At 38.6% G+C, this 22,715-nt stretch carries 18 protein-coding genes; 12 read left to right on the top strand and 6 right to left on the bottom strand.

Features of this window, described 5'->3' with window-relative positions; translation table 11 throughout:
- Window positions 1-20: 20 nt before the first annotated feature.
- From ACY2RU_RS06150 to ACY2RU_RS06140, 3 genes are all read left to right on the top strand, one after another.
- Window positions 21-1,199 carry an acetyl-CoA C-acyltransferase gene (locus ACY2RU_RS06150; RefSeq protein ID WP_490137554.1) on the top strand — a complete coding sequence of 393 codons (1,179 nt, stop codon included), beginning with the start codon at window positions 21-23 and terminating at the stop codon, window positions 1,197-1,199.
- Between the two features lie 21 nt (window positions 1,200-1,220).
- Window positions 1,221-1,970 carry a C40 family peptidase gene (locus ACY2RU_RS06145; RefSeq protein ID WP_490137553.1) on the top strand — a complete coding sequence of 250 codons (750 nt, stop codon included), beginning with the start codon at window positions 1,221-1,223 and terminating at the stop codon, window positions 1,968-1,970.
- A 239-nt stretch (window positions 1,971-2,209) separates the two neighbouring features.
- Window positions 2,210-3,832 (top strand): T9SS type A sorting domain-containing protein, encoded by a 1,623-nt coding sequence (locus ACY2RU_RS06140; RefSeq protein ID WP_490137552.1) that lies wholly within the window; start codon window positions 2,210-2,212, stop codon window positions 3,830-3,832.
- 103 nt (window positions 3,833-3,935) lie between these two features.
- Here the strand turns inward: ACY2RU_RS06140 and ACY2RU_RS06135 are convergent, their stop codons facing one another.
- Together ACY2RU_RS06135 and gyrA are read right to left on the bottom strand one after the other, a co-directional pair.
- Entirely contained in the window at window positions 3,936-5,204 is a 1,269-nt protein-coding gene (locus tag ACY2RU_RS06135; protein ID WP_490137551.1) for a tetratricopeptide repeat protein, read from the bottom strand.
- Between the two features lie 14 nt (window positions 5,205-5,218).
- A complete protein-coding gene (gyrA, locus tag ACY2RU_RS06130) occupies window positions 5,219-7,777 on the bottom strand; it encodes a DNA gyrase subunit A (protein ID WP_490137550.1) in 2,559 nt (852 codons plus the stop codon).
- A 259-nt stretch (window positions 7,778-8,036) separates the two neighbouring features.
- Here gyrA and ACY2RU_RS06125 point away from each other — a divergent pair, with 259 nt between their 5' ends.
- The 3 genes from ACY2RU_RS06125 to ACY2RU_RS06115 all read left to right on the top strand — a co-directional run bounded on the left by ACY2RU_RS06125 (window position 8,037) and on the right by ACY2RU_RS06115 (window position 11,404).
- The gene (locus tag ACY2RU_RS06125; RefSeq protein WP_490137549.1) at window positions 8,037-10,592 is read left to right on the top strand and encodes an ATP-dependent Clp protease ATP-binding subunit; all 2,556 of its coding nucleotides are present in this window, start codon (window positions 8,037-8,039) and stop codon (window positions 10,590-10,592) included.
- A 98-nt stretch (window positions 10,593-10,690) separates the two neighbouring features.
- On the top strand, window positions 10,691-11,074 hold the full coding sequence (locus tag ACY2RU_RS06120) for a hypothetical protein (RefSeq protein WP_490137548.1): 384 nt from the start codon (window positions 10,691-10,693) through the stop codon (window positions 11,072-11,074).
- A 3-nt stretch (window positions 11,075-11,077) separates the two neighbouring features.
- A complete protein-coding gene (locus tag ACY2RU_RS06115) occupies window positions 11,078-11,404 on the top strand; it encodes a TraR/DksA family transcriptional regulator (RefSeq protein ID WP_490137547.1) in 327 nt (108 codons plus the stop codon).
- On the opposite strand, the gene ACY2RU_RS06110 is transcribed toward ACY2RU_RS06115, so the two are convergent.
- Window positions 11,401-12,288 (bottom strand): T9SS type A sorting domain-containing protein, encoded by an 888-nt coding sequence (locus ACY2RU_RS06110; protein ID WP_490137546.1) that lies wholly within the window; start codon window positions 12,286-12,288, stop codon window positions 11,401-11,403. The two genes, ACY2RU_RS06115 and ACY2RU_RS06110, sit on opposite strands and share 4 nt — an antisense overlap.
- Window positions 12,289-12,297: 9 nt before the next feature.
- The gene (hutH, locus tag ACY2RU_RS06105) at window positions 12,298-13,809 is read right to left on the bottom strand and encodes a histidine ammonia-lyase (protein ID WP_490137545.1); all 1,512 of its coding nucleotides are present in this window, start codon (window positions 13,807-13,809) and stop codon (window positions 12,298-12,300) included.
- Between the two features lie 182 nt (window positions 13,810-13,991).
- Here hutH and ACY2RU_RS06100 point away from each other — a divergent pair, with 182 nt between their 5' ends.
- Window positions 13,992-15,350, top strand: coding sequence for a TlpA family protein disulfide reductase (locus ACY2RU_RS06100; protein ID WP_490137544.1), 1,359 nt, complete (start codon window positions 13,992-13,994; stop codon window positions 15,348-15,350).
- 58 nt (window positions 15,351-15,408) lie between these two features.
- Here ACY2RU_RS06100 and ACY2RU_RS06095 read toward each other — a convergent pair whose 3' ends face one another.
- Window positions 15,409-16,941, bottom strand: coding sequence for an NAD(P)H-hydrate dehydratase (locus ACY2RU_RS06095; RefSeq protein WP_490137543.1), 1,533 nt, complete (start codon window positions 16,939-16,941; stop codon window positions 15,409-15,411).
- Window positions 16,942-17,160: 219 nt separating this feature from the next.
- On the opposite strand from ACY2RU_RS06095, the gene gcvT reads away from it, so the two are divergent.
- The 5 genes from gcvT to ACY2RU_RS06070 all read left to right on the top strand — a co-directional run bounded on the left by gcvT (window position 17,161) and on the right by ACY2RU_RS06070 (window position 21,197).
- Window positions 17,161-18,246: a glycine cleavage system aminomethyltransferase GcvT gene (gcvT, locus tag ACY2RU_RS06090; protein ID WP_490137542.1), complete on the top strand. Its 1,086-nt coding sequence runs from the start codon at window positions 17,161-17,163 to the stop codon at window positions 18,244-18,246.
- 3 nt (window positions 18,247-18,249) lie between these two features.
- Window positions 18,250-19,164 (top strand): glutaminase, encoded by a 915-nt coding sequence (locus ACY2RU_RS06085; protein ID WP_490137541.1) that lies wholly within the window; start codon window positions 18,250-18,252, stop codon window positions 19,162-19,164.
- A gap of 15 nt (window positions 19,165-19,179) precedes the next feature.
- Complete coding sequence (locus ACY2RU_RS06080; RefSeq protein ID WP_490137540.1) at window positions 19,180-20,040, top strand: sugar nucleotide-binding protein; 861 nt, start codon at window positions 19,180-19,182, stop codon at window positions 20,038-20,040.
- Window positions 20,037-20,321, top strand: a complete 285-nt coding sequence (locus ACY2RU_RS06075) for a 4a-hydroxytetrahydrobiopterin dehydratase (protein WP_490137539.1) — start codon at window positions 20,037-20,039, stop codon at window positions 20,319-20,321. The genes ACY2RU_RS06080 and ACY2RU_RS06075 overlap by 4 nt, the downstream gene beginning before the upstream one ends.
- Before the next feature lie 153 nt (window positions 20,322-20,474).
- Window positions 20,475-21,197, top strand: a complete 723-nt coding sequence (locus tag ACY2RU_RS06070) for a YebC/PmpR family DNA-binding transcriptional regulator (RefSeq protein ID WP_490137538.1) — start codon at window positions 20,475-20,477, stop codon at window positions 21,195-21,197.
- A 61-nt stretch (window positions 21,198-21,258) separates the two neighbouring features.
- Here ACY2RU_RS06070 and ACY2RU_RS06065 read toward each other — a convergent pair whose 3' ends face one another.
- Window positions 21,259-22,674, bottom strand: a complete 1,416-nt coding sequence (locus ACY2RU_RS06065; RefSeq protein ID WP_490137537.1) for a choice-of-anchor B family protein — start codon at window positions 22,672-22,674, stop codon at window positions 21,259-21,261.
- Window positions 22,675-22,715 lie beyond the last annotated feature (41 nt).

The raw sequence follows: 22,715 nt of genomic DNA, 5'->3' as shown, positions 1-22,715 counted from the left end.
AACCGAAAATCACATATTCTATGAGCAAAAAAGTTGTTATTGTCGCTGCGGCCCGAACCCCTATTGGAAGTTTTATGGGAAGTCTTTCTTCTGTTTCTGCAACCCAATTAGGAAGTACAGCCATTAAAGGAGCCTTAGATAAGATCAATCTTGACCCCTCATTAGTTCAGGAAGTTTTTATGGGAAATGTGGTGCAAGCTGGTGTAGGCCAAGCGCCTGCTCGTCAGGCAGCGCTAGGTGCTGGTATTCCTAATACGGTACCTTGTACTACGGTTAATAAAGTGTGTGCTTCTGGAATGAAAGCGATGATGAATGCAGCCCAAGCCATTGCGCTAGGAGATGCAGATATTGTTGTTGCGGGAGGAATGGAAAGCATGAGCAATATTCCACATTACTTACATATGCGCAACGGTACAAAATTTGGTCCGGCTACTCTCATTGATGGAATGCAGAAAGATGGTTTGGTAGATGCATATGACCAAAATGCTATGGGTGTTTGTGCAGATGCTTGTGCGGCTAAATATGAATTTTCACGTGAGGACCAAGATGTTTTTGCTATTCAGTCGTACGAAAGATCAGCAAAAGCATGGAGTGAAGGTAAATTTGATAACGAGGTAGTTCCTGTTTCAGTGCCACAACGTCGCGGAGAACCTGTTGTTGTTAGTGAGGATGAAGAATTTAAGAATGTGCGGATGGATAAAATCCCGAGTTTGCGTGCGGCTTTTTCAAAAGATGGAACAGTTACAGCAGCGAACGCTTCAACTATCAATGATGGTGCTGGTGCTGTGATCATGATGAGTGAAGAAAAGGCGAAAGAATTGGGTCTTAAAGTTCTCGCTACGATTACTGGATATGCAGATGCTGCTCACGAGCCAGAATGGTTTACTACGGCCCCATCAAAAGCGCTTCCCAAGGCATTGGCTAAGGCCGGTATTTCTCAGGAAGATGTTGATTATTTTGAATTTAACGAGGCTTTTGCGGTTGTTGGACTTGCTAATATGAAGATCCTAGGCCTCACAGATAAAAATACTAACGTTAATGGTGGTGCTGTTTCTTTAGGACACCCACTGGGTTGTAGCGGTGTACGTATTGTAATTACCTTATTAAATATACTTGAGCAAAACGACGCAAAAATTGGCGCTGCAGCGATCTGTAATGGTGGTGGCGGAGCTTCTGCGATGGTGATTGAAAGAAACTAAACCTTTCAAACACATCAAAAAATGAAATACGGTATTTGCCCAATGAGCATTGTTCCTTTGCGCCTCGAGCCTGCAGACACTAGTGAAATGGTGACGCAGGTGCTCTATGGGGAGTATATGAAAGTGCTTGAAGAGCGAAAGAACTGGAGTCGGATTCGTTTGGGTTTTGATAAATATGAAGGTTGGATCGATAATAAGCAGTTTGAATTTATTTCTGAAGAAGAATATCATTTGCTTAAAAGTACTACAGTGCAGTTAAGTACCGATCTTGTTGACTTTATAGCTACGGAAGAGGAACAATTAATAACCATTCCGATGGGAGCGAATGTATCTTCATGTTCTGTTTTAAATCATGTATTTGAAGGAAAGGCGATCTCGGGAAAACTTCCGAAGGAGCAGCTTATAAACACAGCCCTACTCTATCTTAATGTACCCTATTTTTGGGGTGGTAAAACACCTTTTGGCATTGATTGTAGTGGTTTTACTCAAATGGTATACAAGCTTAACGGATACACTTTACAGCGTGATGCCAGTCAGCAAGCAACCCAGGGAGAGGCATTGAGTTTTATTGAAGAGAGCGAACCAGGAGACCTGGCTTTCTTCGATAATGCAGAAGGTCAAATTACCCATGTTGGAATTATCATGGAAGATAACTATATCATTCATGCGCATGGAAAAGTAAGAATTGACCGTTTAGATCACAGTGGGATCTTCAATTATGAAAAACGCGCTCATACCCACAAATTACGTGTTATTAAACGTATAGCATAAAACATCAGGTTTTTTTAGTAGCTTTAAGCAATTAAAAGCTCATCCTCACGCTTTTTTACCGTAGACAATTTCTCTCTTTTATTTAATCCATCTTAAATCAATAAGCAGGATCAAATTTAAGTTCACCATTTTATTAACTAAGATTATTTATTATGAAAAAAACAATAATGGTCATAGCATTGACTTTAAGCTCGAATTTAGCTTTCACACAATTACTTACAAAAAATGATTACGAAGGTATGGGGATATGGTTTCAAAATGGGTTTGAAAACACGGTTTTGACTCAAGGAGTAGCAGCAGAGTGCTCTCCTTTTAGCCCTATCAATCCAAATTACAATCATACTTTGATTAGTGGGGATGAGCCAACATCACCTTATAGAAGTGATTGGGGTACAGAAATAATTAAAGATCCAGATTTAGGTAACTTTACTGGATTTGGTATAGGTCATAATGGATTTGGATGCCCTATCGTTGGTGGAAAGGCTACGCAGCGTAATGCGCAAATAGTAACAGATCCAGAGAATTCAATCAATTCTGTTTTATATACATGGGTTAATGAAGCTTATATGGATAGAGGATCTTTCTATACCGCTAGGGTTCAGCCTTCATGGACGAACAACAATATTGAAAACTGGAATTTGGACGGAACTGGTTTTGAAGAATTGAGGTATTCAGTTAAATTCTATTTACCCGATGCTTTTCAAGACATTCTAGATGATTCTAGTTATGAGTTAGAAGGTGGAGATATTACTTTTGCTCAATTCAATAATGATGCAACTTGGTCTAATGCGAATGATCATTATCAAATTAATCTCGTCATTCAGGAAAGAAACAATTCTGGCATCAACCCTACATTGAATTTTACAGTATACGTCATTGACCGAATGACTGGTGCGCATAGTGCAACTTATATAGATTCCCTACATGAAATTCCGATTGGAGATTGGAACACTGTAGAGTTTTATTTTAAAGAAGGAGACGTAGGTCAAGGAAAATTTCGAATTAAGCTTAATGGTTCTTTAGTTCATGATTTGACTATTGCAACACATTACCCTGGTGCATCAACACCAGACGGTCTCACTCATTTGGATCCTATTGATCTTTATGTTCACGAACGTGTCGTTAACTTTTTTAATCCATCAAATACCATGTTAGATGAACGTATCGAAATTTACTGGGACGATTTAACCATATATGATGATTTCAAGTTGAAAAAAAAATATATAAAAGTAGTTTCTCCAGCATCGGGAACAATTATCACTAATAATAATTTGACACTCTCTGCAAATTGGATACCGGCCACGATACCCAATGTTGGATTACCTTATGATTGGAAGTATATATTTTGGATTGCTAATGTTAACGATCCAACGAATATTATTTATACGCCTGGTCAAAAGTCTAGAACATTAGATTTGACTCCCTATAAGGTAAATGGAACTTTGAGAAATGGTGCTACATATCGCGTATATACAGCCATAAGAAATCATCCTTTTATCTATCAATTTGGAGCATGGCCTGATTATCACATGGAATTTACTACAGATTTTGGAACAACTAATAAGACACTATTAGATCTAAATGAAATGAAAGATTCAGACTTAGCAATGGTTCTATCACCTAATCCAAGTAGAGGCTTACTAGAAATTAAATTCAAAGTAGAAGATTCAGAGTCAATAACTAAAATCACTGTTTTCAATAGTAATGGTCAATTGGAAGCTAAGCTTTTGGAAGAATTATTAGTAAAAGGGTCTCATGTAAAACAGTTTAACTTAGAGGCATTTAGTTTGAATGAGAAAATATATTTTGTTGTTCTGGAAAATGGAACTGCGAGACAAGTTATGTCTTTACTAAAGGAATAATACTGTTTCAACCAAAATGACGGTTTTCAAATGCTATGTTTCTGAAAACAAAAAATCCCGTTAGTAACACACTATCGGGATTTTTTGTTTCGAAGGATAAAAGCTATTGACCACCTTCCATCGTCTGTACCCTGGCCTTTATTGCTTTAAATTTAACATCGTCGCCTACTTGTGTATAAATATTCATCAAGGTTCTCAGGATTTCAATGTTGTCTGGGCGCAAGCCAGCAGCCTTCTCTAAATAAGGCATGGCTTCCATATAAAGAGCTTTTCTAATTCCCTTTAGTTCGTCATAGCGCGCATTATCTGCACGCGAATTTCCTAGATTGTTCATTTCATCAACGATCTCTTTTTCCTTAGCAAGTTTTAAAACTGACATATTGATCAATGCTGATGCGTAATTAGGATCTAAACTTATGGCTTTATCGTAATACTGTTCTGCCTTTTCGTAATTTTTCAATTCGGCACTAGCCACACCTAAGTTAAAGTACAATTCAGGGTTTTGCGGGTCTGTTGCTACTAGTTCACTCATTAATTGATTGTAGCGGTCAAGATCTCCCATACGGTATACCATTTCAGCTTCAGAACGAATTAAGGTTGCATCTGTAGGATTTTGATCACGCGCACTTTTCATCACTTTCATCGCTTCATCCTCTTGACCTTGCTCAATGTAAATAAGCGTAAGGTTCTTTAGAATGTCACCCGATAGAGATTCCGTTTTACGAATTTCTGGCTTTATATAACTTCCGCTCTGCACCATAAGGTCACGCTCGGTAGCATTTCCAAAAGCTTCTACTTCACCAGTTTCTTTATTAGTAGCAACATATTCATCTTTCTGACCAGTAAATCCTAAATCAACAAGTTCTTTGTAATATTGCTTTGCTTTATCATAATCTTTAGCATTAACCGCATTACCTGCAGCATAGTATAAATAGGCTGTGTCGGCTTTGCTCATCATATAACTGGCATGCAATTTTTCGGATGCAGCGGTATAGTTTTTAGTGTTTTGATCTTTGATCGCACTATTTACTAAAGCGGCTTTCGTGTTTTGAGCTACATCGGCTAGTCGAGCTTCAAATTTGCTTGATTCTTTGACACCACGAGCTTTACCAATAACATCTGCCACCATTTTTAATTTGCTAAGATCGTCTCCCGCATTTTTAAGCAGGGCTTCAGCTTTTACTACATAATACTGCGCTTGGATAGTTCCGTCGGCTGCGGCTATAAGTCCTTCTGCCTGATTGAGAAGAGAAATGGCCTCCGTAGCATTACCAGAGGTAAGTGCTTTTTCGGCTTTTTTAATTTCCTTTTTTTGCGCGAAGCCTACGATTGAAAGTAACATCGCTCCTGCTATTACTAATTGTTTTTTCATTGTAATGGTTTTAATTATTCTTCTGTTTGCGTTTCGGTGTCATCATTATCAAGAGACGTGCCATGATCTTCAGATTCTGTACTCTCGGTTGATTCAACGATTGGATTACCATCTTCATCGAGGATCACCTCTTCATCTTCACTCATCACTTTGGCAACGGCTGCAATGCTATCTTCTCCTCGTACTTTGATAAGACGAACACCTTGAGTAGCTCGACCCATTACTCGTAGATCAGCAACGGCCATACGTATGGCGATTCCAGATTTATTGATGATCATCAGATCATCTTGATCGGTTACATTCTTTATAGCGACTAAATTACCGGTTTTTTCAGTTACGTTAATGGTTTTAACACCTTTTCCGCCTCTATTTGTGATGCGGTAATCATCAAGGTCTGAGCGTTTTCCGTAGCCATTTTCTGAAACAACTAAGATATTTGATTCTTGATCTTCAACAGCGATCATTCCTATTACTTCATCATTTTCATCGGCTAAAGTAATACCGCGAACTCCCGAAGCGTTTCTACCCATCGGACGTGTTTTGCTTTCTTCAAATCGTATGGCCTTTCCACTTTTTACTGCCAGCATCACCTGACTGTTTCCGGTGGTAAGTTTAGCTTCTAATAATTCGTCATCTTCACGAATAGTAATGGCATTGATACCGTTAGTTCTTGGACGAGAATATTGTTCTAAAGGTGTTTTTTTAACCTGTCCCTTTTTGGTAGCCATGATCACATAATTACTATTGATGTAATCTTCATCTTTTAGATCTTGTGTACAGATAAAGGCTTTAACCTTATCATCAGGCTCGATATTGATCAAGTTTTGAATAGCGCGACCTTTAGATGATTTACTTCCTTCTGGAATTTCAAATACTCGCATCCAGAAACATTTACCTTTTTGAGTAAAGAAAAGCATATATTGGTGATTGGTACCAACAAATAAATGCTCAAGGAAATCTTCATTCCGTGTTGCAGAAGCTTTTTGCCCTACTCCACCTCTATTTTGGGTTTTGTATTCGGTAAGTGAAGTACGCTTAATATAACCCGCATGTGAAATAGTAATAACAACCTGCTCATCTGGGATAAGATCGGTTATACTTACATCACCACCAGCATATTCGATCGTTGAGCGACGCTCATCTCCGTATTTTGCTCTAATTTCTTCAAGTTCTTCCTTAATAATAGCCATTCTACGTTCCTTGCTAGCAAGAATGTCTTCGTAGTCTGCGATCGTTTTCATTAACTCTTCGTATTCTGAACGCAACTTGTCTTGCTCCAGACCGGTTAATTGGCGCAGTCGCATTTCTACGATGGCTTTTGCTTGTATCTCAGAAAGGTCAAACGCTTTAACAAGTGCTTCTCTAGCTTCGTCTGCATTGGCAGAGGCTCTAATAAGACGAATTACCTCGTCAATATTATCGGAAGCAATGATCAAACCTTCTAAGATATGGGCGCGTTCTTTTGCTTTCCGAAGAAGATATTCGGTTCTACGAACAACTACTTCATGACGGTGCTCAACAAAATACTTAATGAGTTGCTTTAAATTGAGCATTTGTGGTCTTCCTTTAACAAGCGCAATATTATTCACGCTAAAGCTCGACTGAAGTGCTGTATATTTATATAAGGTATTTAAAACGATATTTGGAATAGCGTCACGTTTCAGAATGTATACAATGCGCATTCCGTTACGATCACTTTCATCACGAATGTTTGCAATACCTTCAATTTTCTTATCATTTACAAGATCGGCCGTTTTTTTGATCATATCGGCTTTATTCACCTGATATGGAATTTCATGAACGATGATACACTCTCGACCATTTACTTCTTCAAAAGAAGCTTTCGCACGCATAACCACACGTCCGCGACCTGTATGAAAGGCTTCCTTTACTCCATCATAGCCGTAGATTACGCCGCCAGTAGGAAAATCGGGTGCTTTTACATACTGCATAAGCTCATCGATCTCAATATCGTTGTTTTCGATATAAGCGATGGTTCCGTCAACTACTTCCGTTAAGTTGTGTGGTGGCATATTGGTGGCCATCCCCACTGCAATCCCTGAGGCTCCATTAATAAGTAAACCGGGAACCCGTGTTGGTAATACGGTTGGTTCGTGAAGGGTATCATCAAAATTTAACTGATGATCAACAGTTTCTTTGTCGATGTCTGCCAACATGTCTTCCGAGATCTTCTGCATACGGGCTTCCGTATAACGCATTGCTGCCGGACTGTCACCATCAACAGAACCGAAGTTCCCTTGACCATCTACAAGTAAATAGCGCAGACTCCAATGTTGTGCCATACGTACCATGGCATCATATACTGAAGTATCACCGTGTGGGTGATACTTACCGAGAACCTCACCTACGATTCTCGCTGATTTTTTATGGGCTCCTGTGGCTCTAATTCCGAGCTCGTGCATACCGAATAAAACTCTTCGGTGTACTGGTTTTAAACCGTCACGAACGTCCGGAAGTGCACGGGAAACAATAACCGACATCGAATAATCGATGTATGCCGATTTCATTTCATCTTCAATGTTGATAGGGATTACTTTTTCACCTTCAGTCATAAAATAAATACTTTTATTGTCATTATAAAACTAATGAAGCAAGATACATTTTTTTGAAGGTTTTGACCTTTTAATAGCATGCTGTTATCCACTAATTTATTAACAATATTTTATAATTGAATCTTAATAACTATAAGGCTTGAGGCTTTGATTTTCAATACTTTTTTTGTCCTTTTACTCGGTTGCGTCACAATGGGGTATAGTTTTTGCCTTATTCAGTATAAAATTGTTTAATTTAGACCTACAGGAATCAAACTATATGGATGATAATTTTTCCCCCAGAGTTAAAGATGTAATTGCATACAGCAAGGAAGAGGCCTTACGATTAGGTCACGATTTTATAGGAACCGAACACTTGATGTTAGGGTTGCTTCGTGATGGTAGTGGTAAAGCGGTCACGATCTTGAATGCACTTGATATTGATCTTAACCACTTACGTAGAAAAGTAGAAATACTAAGCCCGGCCAATCCAAGTTCTGGAACGGCTTCAAATGATAAAAAGAACCTACACCTTACGCGTCAGGCAGAACGTGCATTAAAAACGACCTTTTTGGAAGCTAAGTTGTTTCAAAGTTCGTCGATCAACACAGCACATTTATTGTTGTGTATTCTTCGGAATGAGAACGACCCCACTACCAAATTGCTCAATAAGATGAAAGTAGATTATGACGGTGTTAAGGACCAATTTAAACTTATGATTGCAAACGACGACGATTATATAGACACACCTAGTGCTGAGTCATTCCCTGGGGATGACGATTCGGCAGCTTCCGAAGAAGAAAATAAAGACAATCTTTTTTCGGGTGCCTCAGGTAAAACGAATAAAAAATCTAAGACTCCAGTTTTAGATAACTTCGGACGTGACCTTACCGTTATGGCCGAAGAAGGTAAACTGGATCCAGTAGTAGGACGCGAAAAAGAAATTCAGCGTGTTTCTCAGATCTTAAGTAGAAGAAAAAAGAATAACCCCTTGCTCATTGGTGAGCCCGGTGTTGGTAAATCAGCTATTGCTGAAGGACTCGCACTGCGAATCATTCAACGTAAGGTCTCTAGGATTTTATACGATAAACGAGTAGTTACCCTCGATTTAGCGAGCCTTGTTGCCGGTACAAAGTATCGTGGGCAATTTGAAGAGCGCATGAAAGCGGTAATGAATGAACTAGAAAAAAACGATGATATTATTCTCTTTATTGATGAGATCCATACTATTGTTGGTGCTGGTGGCGCCACTGGTTCATTAGACGCTTCAAACATGTTTAAACCTGCCTTAGCGCGTGGTGAAATTCAATGTATAGGTGCTACTACTCTGGATGAATACAGACAGTATATAGAAAAAGACGGAGCGCTTGAAAGACGTTTTCAGAAGGTACTCGTTGAGCCAACTTCTGTAGAAGAAACTATTGAGATCCTTCAGAATATCAAAGATAAATATGAAGCACATCACAATGTGAGCTATACCGACGAAGCAATCGAAGCTTGTGTTAAGCTTACCAATAGGTATATGACCGAGCGCTTCCTTCCAGATAAAGCCATTGATGCTCTAGACGAAGCAGGTTCGCGCGTTCATATCACCAATATTAACGTTCCCGAAAGGATATTAGAACTTGAAGGACAGCTGGAAGATGTGCGTGAATTAAAAAATAGTGTTGTAAAGAAGCAGAAATACGAAGAAGCTGCAAAATTACGCGATGATGAAAAGAACCTAGAAAAGGAACTTGCAGTTGCGCAAGAAGCTTGGGAAACCGAATCAAAGCTCCATAAAGAAGTGGTAAGTGAAGACAATGTTGCCGAAGTAATATCAATGATGACGGGAGTTCCCGTAAATCGTATTGCGCAAACCGAAAGTAACAAGCTAGCCGAATTACCAGAGCTGATCAAAGGAAAAGTTATTGGTCAAGATGAAGCTGTTTCTAAAGTTGTAAAGGCAATTCAACGAAATCGGGCCGGGCTTAAAGATCCGAATAAACCGATCGGATCGTTTATTTTCTTAGGACAAACAGGTGTTGGTAAAACGCAATTAGCAAAAGTGCTGGCACGTGAGCTATTTGATTCTGAAAATGCGCTGATCCGTATCGATATGAGTGAGTATATGGAGAAATTTGCTATTTCGAGATTAGTAGGTGCACCTCCTGGATACGTAGGCTATGAAGAAGGTGGTCAGCTAACTGAAAAAATTAGACGTAAGCCTTACTCTGTAGTACTGCTGGATGAGATAGAAAAAGCACATCCCGATGTGTTTAATATTCTTTTACAGGTTTTAGATGACGGGCATATCACCGATAGCCTTGGCAGAAAGATAGATTTTAGAAATACGATCATTATTATGACCTCCAATATTGGTGCGCGTAAATTGAAGGATTTCGGACAAGGAGTTGGATTTGGAACTTCAGCAAAAACAAGTCAGGCAGACGCTACTTCAAAAGGAATTATTGAAAATGCCTTAAAGAAAGCTTTTGCTCCAGAATTTTTGAACCGTGTTGATGATGTTATGGTCTTTAATACACTAGATCGTGACGATATTCATAAAATCATTGATATTGAACTCGAAAAGCTTTTTGCTCGAATTACCGATTTAGGTTATACCCTAAAACTTTCAGATAAAGCAAAAGACTATATCGCCGATAAAGGTTTTGATAAAGATTACGGTGCTAGACCATTAAAGCGGGCTATTCAGAAGTATATTGAAGATGCACTTGCTGAAGAGATCATCAATTCGAATCTACAAGAAGGAGATACTATCACAATGGATCTCGATGAGAAAACGAATGAACTCACTATCAAGATCAAAAAACAAAAAAAGGCTACGGAATCGTAGCCTTTTTGCTTTGTACCTTCTAATTCATGAAGCTATCTTTTAATAATTGAATAAAATCCTGTATTTTTAATATTCCCCGCTTTAATACAAACCGAACTATGGGAATGTTTCATTATTACGATATTGGCATCAGCGAGTTATTTGTTTTTGACGAGTTTCTAATCAATCAGATTCGTGAAGGTGAATCGGTAGAACCAGAACACAATCAAGTATTAGAAGAAGTTATTCAAAAACACTTTGCAGAGACTCCTTTGGTATACATAACCAATCGGGTCAATTCTTATGCGGTTAATCCCCTTACCTATTTAGGAACAGTAAAAATTAAAAATCTATCAGCTTTTGCAGTTGTTGCAAGTTCAGAAATGCAACGCGATGGAGCTAAGTTTGAAAAACAATTCTACAATAAACCCTTTGAAATTTTTGAAACATTAGGCGACGCCATACAATGGGCAAATACTATTCTTAAGGAATTGTCTAAATAATGTATGGATAACAAAGTCGAAATAAAGGCGAGGATCGAAGCGGAAATTTTAACTACCGCAAACTTAGTCGAAAAATACAAAGAGCTCTCTAAACCCATTGCCCCAGAAAATGCCATTGGTAGAGTTTCTCGTATGGACGCTATTAATAACCGTTCTGTAAATGAATCTGCACTTAAAAAGGCTTCTCTAAAATTGAATAACCTAAAAATTGCATTGACCAAACTGGATGATGTAGATTTTGGTATGTGTATAAAATGTAATAAGGAGATTCCACTCGGACGAATACTATTAATGCCTTGTGCCATTAGTTGTGTTCACTGCGCTCGTTAATGAAGAATGACTTTAAAGATTGTTTTTTGCTGAAAAGTATCACGCGCAATTATTATATACATATCCTTTTTTAAGTGTGCTGTGGGCATGCTAAACCGTTCTTGATGATCATTTTCTTCCGAAGAAACTAATCTGCCATGTAGATCGTAGATACTAATTTCCTCTACGTCCGATACATTTTTAAAATCAATTGAATACTTCTCTACGACATAATCTATGGGAGAGCTCGGTGAGTTCATAGCAACGTCTAACTGCTCATCGCATCCACTAATGCGCTCATAATTAGCGTAAATGTGTTCTCCATTGGCAAAAGAACATGTTACTGCCCCTACTTCATCGTAGTTTGGTTCTCCACCAGGAGCAGTTACCAAAGAGAGCGAGCCAACGCCTTCAATCCAAACAGCGCGCCAATCGCTTTGTGTATTCCCGGGAGATGGTGAAAAGTAATAGTGTTTATAAAGTTCTCCGTTTTCTAGGGGTAGCTCTACAATATCGGTTAGTGTAAACATTCCGCCATCTTCTGGAAAAGGCGAATACGGATTCTTCATATCCATCTCATCACCTACACTCAAAGAAAAGTCATATAATAAATACTCGCGCATCACACCGTTAACAATGGTTGTTAAAAAGACTTGTTTATCTTCAACAACCTCTCGTAATAAAAACGAACGTGAAATGTAATGATAACCATCTAAAATTTTATGTGTTTTATTATTTACAAGCGTATCTCCGTCGGTAAAATAAAGATCAATAACCGCGCAATTTCCTTGAAAACAGGTTAAGAATTGCCATTCGTTACCGTCACTAAGCATAGGTTTATAGTCTTGACCAAATAGCGAGAAACTACACAAGGAAATACTGAAAATAACAAATAGTGATCTCATAGCTCTGTTTTAATTAAAAAGTAGCTCGTCATCAATACTAAAACTCTGTATAAAAGCAATTGAAGCGTGAATATCATTTGCTAAAAGGCGATCTTCCGCTACAAAAGGTACAACTTTTCTAAAACTTTCAAGCAAAGCTTCCAATAAGGGAGAAGTCTTTTTTGGTCTTCTGAATTCCATTGCTTGAGACGCGTTTAATAATTCGATGGCTAGTATGGTCTCAATGTTTTCAACTATACGCAAACATTTGGTTGCCGCATTAGCACCCATACTCACATGATCTTCTTGCCCATTTGACGAAACAATAGAATCAACTGAAGCTGGCGTAGCAAGTTGTTTATTCTGGCTTACAATGCTTGCAGCGGTGTACTGTGGAATCATAAAACCACTATTAAGGCCAGAATTGTTTACTAAAAACGCCGGAAGGTCCCGAAGTCCGGATACCAACTGATAGGTTCTTCGTTCACTAATATTACCCAACTCAGATAAAGCGATACCCAAATAATCTAAACCCAAAGCAAGAGGTTGCCCGTGAAAGTTTCCACCCGAAATGATCTTGTCTTCAGCAACAAAAATATTCGGATTGTCGGTAACCGAATTAATTTCGGTTTTAAACGTTTTAGAAACAAAAATAATAGTGTCTTTACTAGCACCGTGTACTTGTGGAATACATCGGAAAGAATAGGGATCCTGAACATTTTTCTTTTCTGAAGCCCCTAATTCACTACCCTCAAGAAATTCCACAATGCGCTCGGCCGTTTTAACTTGCCCGCGGTGAGGTCGCACCAAATGCACGAGGGGATCATACGGACTCATATTACAGTCAAAAGCATCAATAGATAGTGACCCAATAAAATCGGCCATATACGAAAGCTTATGGCTTTTGATCAAAATATAAATTCCGTAAGCACTCATAAATTGAGTTCCATTGAGTAAAGCCAAACCTTCTTTAGCTTTTAACACGATTGGCTCCCAATTGTATTTTTTAAGGATTTCTTCCGAAGAAAATATGGTATCCTCAATAAATACCTCGCCTTTCCCTAGAAGTGGTAGTGATAAATGCGCCAATGGTGCCAAGTCGCCAGAAGCTCCTAAACTACCTTGATTGTACACTACAGGCAAAATATTATTATTATAAAAATCAATAAGACGTTGCACAGTCTCCAGTTGGACTCCGCTATAACCATAACTGAGCGACTGTATTTTTAACAAAAGCATCAGTTTTATAATAGGTTTTGGAACGAACTCACCAGTGCCACAAGCATGCGACATCACCAAGTTTTCCTGCAACTTGGAAAGATTTTCGTTTGATATTTTAACATTACAAAGTGATCCAAACCCTGTGTTTATACCATAAATAGGCGAAACATTGGTGATCACTTTTTCTGAAAGATAGTTGTGCGACTTATTAATATTGAGGATGGCTTCTTCGGAAAGGGCCAATAGTTTATTCATTTCTAAGCAATCTTTGATCGTTTTAAGGTCAAGGATCTCAGAACTAATATAATGAGTTTCCTGCATGAGATATTGTGGTTATTCTTCAAAAATACCAATAAAAAATTGAAAGTTCTGTGAATTGAAAGCGTCTTCTTCGACCGAATAGTTGGAAGCACTAAAAATAGTAGCCGCTATGCATCTTTTGTAAAAATTTTAACGTTATCACATAATAATCATAGTACCTTTAATTCCTTAAAAATTGACCCATGAAAAAAATATTATATGTCCTTGTAGTAGCGGTTTTAGCTTCGTGTGCAACCGAAGAAAAAAAGGCAGAATACACTGTTCTAAGTGCTAATTTGAAAAATAGTGTTGCCGAGAAAGCTGTGTTACGCGGACATGATTTTAGTAAAGAAGTTCCCATTGCCGTGGGAGGAGTCTTTACCGACACCATTGCAATTCCAACCGATGGTTATTATGAACTCTTTATAAATAGAGAACGTGCAACAGTTTATCTTGAAAAAGGAAAAAATTTACATGTTGATCTGGATGCCATGGAATTTGATGAAACTTTAAGTTTTACGGGAGATCTCAGTGCGGAAAATAATTATCTCGCAGCAAAATATCTTTACGATGAACAAAATGCCGATTTTGAAGATGTCTTTAGCTCTGATGAAGCTACTTTCATTGAAAAAGTGGAAACCTTGAATAACGGGCTACAAGATTTGCTTAAAAATGCAAATATTACAAACAAATCGTTTGTTGATTGCGAGGAAAAAGAACTTCAATACACACATACAGCAAATATGGAGATGTATCCTGAATACCATAAGTATCTTACGAAAAATGCTGATTTCACTGTTTCTCAAGGATTTTACGATGGTTTAAAGGGAGTAAATTATAGTGACACTACGGCTTTTCGAAATTCTACAGGATATCAACGAATGATTAGTACTCATTTCGCTCGATTAGCCACTAAGGACACTACGCAAAATAGTACTGTAGCTTATTTAAAATTGGCAGACAGCACTTTACCCGATGGCTATGCAAAAGATCAAGTGATGCAACAATCATTGCGTTACGGATTAAAAGCCGATGAAAGTCTTGATATGGCATATACCATCTATAAAGAAAGTAATCCCGATCCAAAGAACTTAGAGGCAATCACCAAACGTTATGAGATGCTCGCTACACTTACAAAAGGGAAGCCCTCTCCTACTTTTGCTTACCAAAATTTTAAAGGCGGAACAACAAGCCTTGAAGACCTCAAGGGAAAATTCGTCTATATCGATGTTTGGGCTACCTGGTGCGGACCCTGTATTAAAGAGATCCCATCACTAAAACAAGTTGAAGCCGACTATCACAATAAAAATATTGAATTTGTAAGTATCTCGATCGATGAAGAACGCGATCACGAAAAATGGAAGAAAATGATCCCGGAAAAAGAATTGGGCGGTATTCAGCTCTTGGCTGATAGCGCTTGGAAATCGAAATTTATAACCGATTACGGTATCAATGGCATTCCTCGTTTTATATTGATCGATCCACAAGGTAATATCGTTTCTTCTGATGCTCCCAGACCATCAGATCCAGAATTGCGTAAAATGCTAGACGAGTTGATCTAAGATAGCTATAACTGATTTAAAAGGCCCGCCATGATGAAATTTCATTTTGGCGGGTTTTTTATTGAGGTTGTTCTACTGCTGGTTTGGCGAATAATTCGAAATAAGCATCTCCAATAGCATCAACAATATCACCTGCGATCAAGGCTTCAAGACCTATTTGTTGCACTACTACATCGCCTGCACTGCCATGAAGATAAACCCCAAAAACCGACGCAAGCAATGGGTCGTATCCTTGTGATAACAGCCCTGAGATCATACCAGAGAGTACGTCACCACTTCCTGCGGTAGCCATTCCGGGATTCCCTGAAGTATTAATGTAAAGCTGTTTTCCGAAGACAACAATGGTATTTGCCCCTTTGAGTACAAGAACAGCTTCGTATTTTTCTGAAAATGCTTTCGCTTTCTCTAACTTGTCGTAGTCATTTTCCCAATCACCCAATAAGCGTTTTAACTCGCCAGGATGTGGTGTGAGTACAGATTGCTTCGGAAGAAACTCTAAAAGGTCGTTGTGTTTCGAAAGGATATAGAGTGCATCTGCGTCTAATAATAAAGGCGTTTTTACAGTTTTTAATAATTTTTTTAAAGCCGAAACAGTTTCGGAAGCGGTTCCAATTCCCATACCAATTCCGATAACCGACGGCTCTATGTCAAAATCGATATCTGTGATCATATCGTCTTCCTTATCAGTGATCACCATGGCTTCCGGTAACGCGGTTTGTAGGATGTTATAGCCTGCTTCCGAAGTAAAAACACTCACCATACCTGCACCCACACGTAATGCAGCCTTCGCTGAAAGTATGGCTGCGCCCATTTTTCCGTAGCTTCCTGCCACAATAAGTGCGTGGCCATAGGTCCCCTTGTGATCGTATTTTTTACGCGGCCGATAAAATTGTTGGGCTTCAGTTTTCCCAATTAATTGTGCCAAAGGTGGTGTTTTAGCTATGTATTCGGGGTCCAAGCCAATATCTAAAACTTCAAAATAAGGTACGTATTTGCCAGTTTCTGGAAGAAAAAAGGCAAGTTTTGGGGTTTGAAATGCAAGCGTATGATTTGCTTTTACGATCGCTTCAAAGTCGGTTGTTGGTGAATTAGCAAACAATCCGCTTGGTAGATCGATAGAAAGCGTAAACGCTTTTTCCTTGTTAATATAGAGAATCAAGTCTTTGACCCAACCTTCGGCGGGACGGTTTAGACCAATACCAAACAAGGCGTCAATAATGATGTCTTCTGGATTGATCTCAGGAAAATCTGCTGCCGAAGTCATTAAAATAGGCCAATTCTTGGTTGTGTTCTTAATTCGATCATAATTGATCAAAAAACATTTAGAACGCTTATCGGTAAAGTTTGCTATATATACATGTACGTTGTAACCATGCTCAATAAGCAGACGCCCCACTACGAGTCCGTCGCCACCATTATTGCCAATTCCACAAAAAATATGAATAGGTACTTGTGCTCCGTTCATTTTTTGATGCAGCCAACCAAAAATTTGAATTCCTGCTCGTTCCATCAGATCGATCGAGCTAATTTGTTGTTTTTCTTCAGTAGTGCGGTCTGCTTCGTAGAGCTGTTGGGTAGAAAATATCTTCAATGGAGGGCGATTTTAATGATTGGTTGAAAAAAACGAATAATTAAATGATTACTGCGTAAAGATACAAATTAGGTTCGTTTAGAATGGTATTGTTTCAGGACCTGCTTCCGAAGGAATAATAAAAACAACGATCATTTTTTCGGAAGCTTTTGATATAATAGTACCTTTGTGCATCTAAAATCATGTTTAATTAAAAGCTTCCGTGCTACGGAAAATACTATGAAAGACACTGCCTTATCACACGTTCATAATGCCCTAGGGGCGAAAATGGTTCCATTTGCTGGTTATAACATGCCGGTTTCTTACGAAGGAGTTAATGCTGAGCACGAAACGGTTAGGAAAAGTGTGGGTGTTTTTGATGTATCACATATGGGAGAATTTTTGATCTTAGGCCCCAACGCCTTGGCTTTGATTCAAAAGGTAACAAGTAATGACGCATCTAAATTGGTTGACGGACAAGCACAGTATAGCTATTTGCCGAATGATGATGGCGGAATTGTAGATGACCTTATTGTATATCGAATAGAGGCGGAAAAATGGCTTTTAGTGGTGAATGCGTCAAATATTACCAAAGACTGGGCTTGGATCGAAAGTAAAAACGATGTTGGTGCTGAAATGCGCGATATCTCTGAAAACTATTCACTATTGGCAATTCAAGGTCCTAAAGCTGTTGAAGCTATGCAGTCACTGACTTCGGAAGATCTTTCGGCGATACGATTTTATACCTTTAAAGTGTCAGATTTTGCAGGAATTGACAACGTTATCATAAGCGCAACTGGTTATACTGGAAGTGGTGGTTTCGAAATTTATTGTAAGAATTCGGAAGTAGAACAAGTTTGGAACAAAGTTATGGAGGCTGGAGCCGATTACGGAATTAAACCTATTGGTCTTGCCGCTCGTGATACACTACGTTTGGAGATGGGTTACTGTCTCTACGGAAATGATATTGACGATACTACTTCTCCTATTGAAGCTGGTTTGGGCTGGGTTACTAAATTTACAAAAGACTTTACCAATTCTGAAAACCTTAAAAAAGAAAAAGAACACGGCGCTGAAAACCGATTAATTGCTTTTGAACTTAATGATCGCGGAATTCCACGTCAAGGCTATGATATTGTCGATGGCAGCGGTAAAAAGATCGGTCGCGTAACAAGCGGTACCATGGCGCCGTCTGTTGGGAAAGGTATTGGACTAGGCTATGTGCCAAGCATATTTAAAGATCCAGGAACTCAAATTCATATCCAAATTAGAAAAAATGCTGTTCCTGCAACTGTTGTAAAGCTCCCTTTCTATAAAGGGGAATAGCGCATGAGCAACTATCAAAAAATCTTACAGGATATTCACGCAGATCTTCTCTTGGTGCAAAACACGGGTGAAGTGGCTTCGTACATCCCAGAATTAGCCAATGTTGATAAAAACAATTTTGGCATCTATTTAAATTGTATTCACGGAGAGAACTACGCCATAGGCGATATTTCTACACGTTTTTCAATTCAGAGTATTTCAAAGGTCTTTTCGCTGGCTCTTGCATTTTCAAATGTAGGGAACGATCTCTGGAAACGTGTAGATGTTGAACCCTCTGGCAATCCCTTCAATCATATATCCTTATTGGAGCGGGAAGAGGGAATTCCGCGAAATCCTTTAATAAACAGTGGCGCCATTGTTATTGCAGATTGTCTGGTTTCCATATTAAAGGATCCTAAGCATGATTTTTTACAATATGTTCGGGATCTTGCCAACGACCAAACGATTATGTTTGATGAAAAGGTAGCGGCTTCAGAAAAGGCGACAGGTTTTAAGAATTACGCCATTGCTAATTTATTGAAGTCCTTCGGAAACCTAAACAACCCAGTAGAAGAAGTTTTAGATTTCTACTTTCATCAATGTTCGATCGCTATGAACTGCCAACAACTCACCAATGCTTTTTATCCGCTGGCTAATAAAGGAGTCTGTTTGCAAAACAGAGATTGTTTAACTCCAAAACAAGCAAAGAGAATAAATGCTATTATGCTTACCTGCGGCTTTTATGACGAAGCTGGCGAATTTGCCTTTGAAGTGGGATTGCCAGGTAAAAGTGGTGTTGGCGGAGGTATTGTGGCTTTAATGCCTAACGATTTTATTATTACAACCTGGTCACCCGGACTTAATCCTAAAGGAAATTCTTTTCTTGGGATGCTCGCTTTGGAGCAATTTACAACACAAACAAAATCTTCTATTTTTTAGAGCGTTATATACCCTGTGATCAAACAAAAAGATACGATACTAATTTTAGGTGCTAGTGGCTTCATTGGGAATGTTCTCTATAAAGAGCTCAATTCGTACTTTGAGATCTATGGGACTTATTTTAGTGATAATTCTTTTTATGCTGAAAATCACGTTTTTAGAAAGTATGATGTAGCTAAAGACGACATTACCGAGATCCTATCAATAGTACAACCAACAGTTATTATTAGTGCGCTACGAGGTGATTATAAGGATCAATTTCACGCCCACAAAGCAATGGCGAAGTATGTAAAAACACATCATCACTGTAGGTTGTTATATTTATCTAGTGTGAATGTGTTTGATGGAAAGTTTGAGCTTCCCTCCTATGAAACTGACAAACCCTTAGCAGAAAGTGAATATGGTAAGTTTAAACTTTCAGTAGAAAAAATGCTGAAAGAACACATACCTGCCCAATTAGCAATTTTGCGACTACCCATGGTGTTAGGGGTTAATTCTCCCCGAATCATGCAATTACGGCAAGCTATGAAGCATCAAGCGGCCTTTGAAGTGTATCCAAACTTGATAATAAGTATTACTACTGTCGATAAGATCGCACAGCAAGTTCATTATATAATCAATCAGTTGTTAGATGGTGTTTTCCACTTGGCGAGCACTGATATGGTGCATCACGAAGATCTTTTTAAAGAAATTTCAGAAAACCTAGGAGACGAAACTCCGGTCTTTCAACGGGTGTATCAGCGTAATGAGGATAGTTATTTAGCTATTCTTCCGCAGTATAATACATTGCCAAAAAACTATGAGATTACAGTTTCAGAAGTCATTGAAAGCTGTACCTTAAAAGATGAAATAACTACCTTAAAAAACGCCTTATGAAAAAGTATACAGAAGCTGAAGTAAACGATAAACTACAAGACCTTGAAGGTTGGCATTTTCACGAAGATGCTATTCATACAAGTTTTGAATTTAAAAACTTTAAGGAGGCCTTTTCTGCCATGACACGAATTGCCTTTGAAGCTGAAAGCATGAACCATCACCCAGAGTGGACCAATGTTTACGGTGATCTAGAGATCTTTCTTTCAACACACGACGCGGGTGGCGTTACCGACAAAGACTTCGAGTTGGCGAGGGTCATCGAAGAACTTATCGGTCAATAATCTAACTGCAAGGAGATATAGAATATTTAAACTGAAATAAATTCAATATCAATTTTTTGAGATTTGAAACTTTGATTTTTTTATATTTGGCTCGCATTAAAGAGAATATACAGTGGCTTTCTTCGGAAGGTCCTAATTAAATAGCATTGAATTATGGGAAGAGCTTTCGAATTTAGAAAAGCAAGAAAAATGAAACGCTGGTCGGCTATGTCGAAAGCATTTACACGTATTGGTAAAGATATCGTTATGGCGGTAAAAGAAGGAGGTCCCGATCCTGATTCCAATTCGCGATTACGTGCGGTGATTCAAAACGCTAAGGCCGTTAACATGCCCAAAGACAACGTTGAGCGCGCAATTAAGCGTGCCAGTGATAAAAGTCAGGGTGATTATAAAGAGGTCCTTTTTGAAGGTTATGCACAACACGGAATTGCTGTTTTAATTGAAACTGCAACCGATAATAATACTCGTACCGTTGCCAATGTACGTTCCTATTTCAATAAAACAGATGGTAGCTTGGGTACTTCTGGTTCGGTGGTTTTTATGTTTGATCACACTTGTAATTTTCGTGTGAATGGCGAAGGACTTGAGCTTGAGGAACTTGAATTAGAACTTATCGATCATGGTGTTGAAGAGATTTTCGAAGATGAAGATGGTGTGTTGATCTATGCGCCATTTGAGAGTTTTGGTGCTATTCAGTCTTATTTGGAAGAAAACAAAATTGAGATCCTATCATCTGGATTTGAGCGTATACCACAGGTTACTAAAAAATTATCTCCTGAGGAAGTAGCAGATGTTGAAAAACTTCTTGAAAAATTGGAAGAAGATGATGATGTACAGAACGTATATCACACCATGGAAGAAACTGCCGAAGAATAATAATCATAGCATCAAAAAAAAGCGCTGGTATAATAAATATATCAGCGCTTTTTTATTTAAACTATTGCTTTACCATTTTATAGCTAGTTGTCTTATTTACAGTTATTATGTAAATTCCATTAGTGTAGTTCTTCATATTGATTTCTACGGAAGATTCACCCAAAAATCTTTTGGTAAAAACTTGTTTTCCTAGCAGGTCGGAGATCGTTATTTCGTCAATTAATTCTTCTGAATTTGATATGCGTACAGCGCCTCTAGTTGGATTGGGCAACACAGTAAAATTAACTTTATTCAGGTCATCTGAAACACCCAATTCTTTGGGCTTCACTAATAGGAAACCTTCCACTCTATCGCTTATAACTATATGTCCGCTCTCGAAATACGGATAAATACTCCAAGATCCATTAAACCCAGCATTATTGTCTGTTGGGTATGTATCAAAATGACCTATTTCGGTCATACTTCCACCTGCAATATTTGAAATATCAAGAACCCGTAAGCCTGCGGCATTATTGGCCAAATAGAACTTGTCTCCTTTTACGTAGCCGTTGTGATCTGTAGCGTCTGATGGGCCAGAATATTCGAAATGCTGTACGGGATTGTCGAGATCATTAAAATCGAAAACGATGGTTCTGGAAGGAATACCAATATTTATTTCATCAGTTTCATCACCCATAATAAAATATCGCTGATCTTCGGTTAACCAGCCTTGGTGTGTGTAATTTATGTTTGAATACCCAATGGTTGCTATGGTTATAGGGTTCGCTTTATCGGTTACATCTTCAATAACAATTTCAGTTTCATTACTTCCGAAGAGAATCTCACGCCCAATATAGTCGGCATCTGGACCATTGTAGCTTACTATATGTGCATCATGAGAATAGCCGTCGGCGGTATAATCGCCTACTCCTACTGGGTTTATAGGGTCTTGAATGTTAATAAAATGCGGACCTCCGTTAAGAACATCGGAGCCTAAAACGTAGGCAAAGCCTGTGTCTTCATTGATCGCAATGTTATGAGCACTTCCGAAGCCAGTATAAAGCGCATCGGTAGTAAAGATTTGCGGCGGATTGGATACATTTCGTAAGCGCGTGAGATCGAAAACTTGCATACCGTGTCCGTCGTCCTCGCTAACAATAAAAACATGGTCGCTGTATGTTTTTGCATCTCTCCATGTGGTTTGCTGAACGCCATTTCCCGGTAGCTGCCCTAAATAAATTGGATTTAACGGATCGCTGATATCTATAAATGATGTTGCTTCGTTCAAACAAATGATCGCGTACTCTTTCCCATCTTGTGAATCGGTCCAGCCCCAGGAATCATTGGCTTTTACCGAATTCATAACAGACAAGGGGATTTGCGATATTAAATCATATCCACTGCATGGGAAAGATCCTGCCATATTATTTTCGCATGGGGTTTGACCAAATACGAAACTTGATATAATTAGGGCAAGTGGGAGTGCAATTTTGAGCATAGCTTGGATTTTTCTTAAAAATACAAAAAAGCAATGGCACT

This window comes from Ulvibacter sp. 2305UL32-6 (genome assembly GCF_058148545.1).
This window is presented reverse-complemented; position numbering and strand designations above follow the sequence as displayed.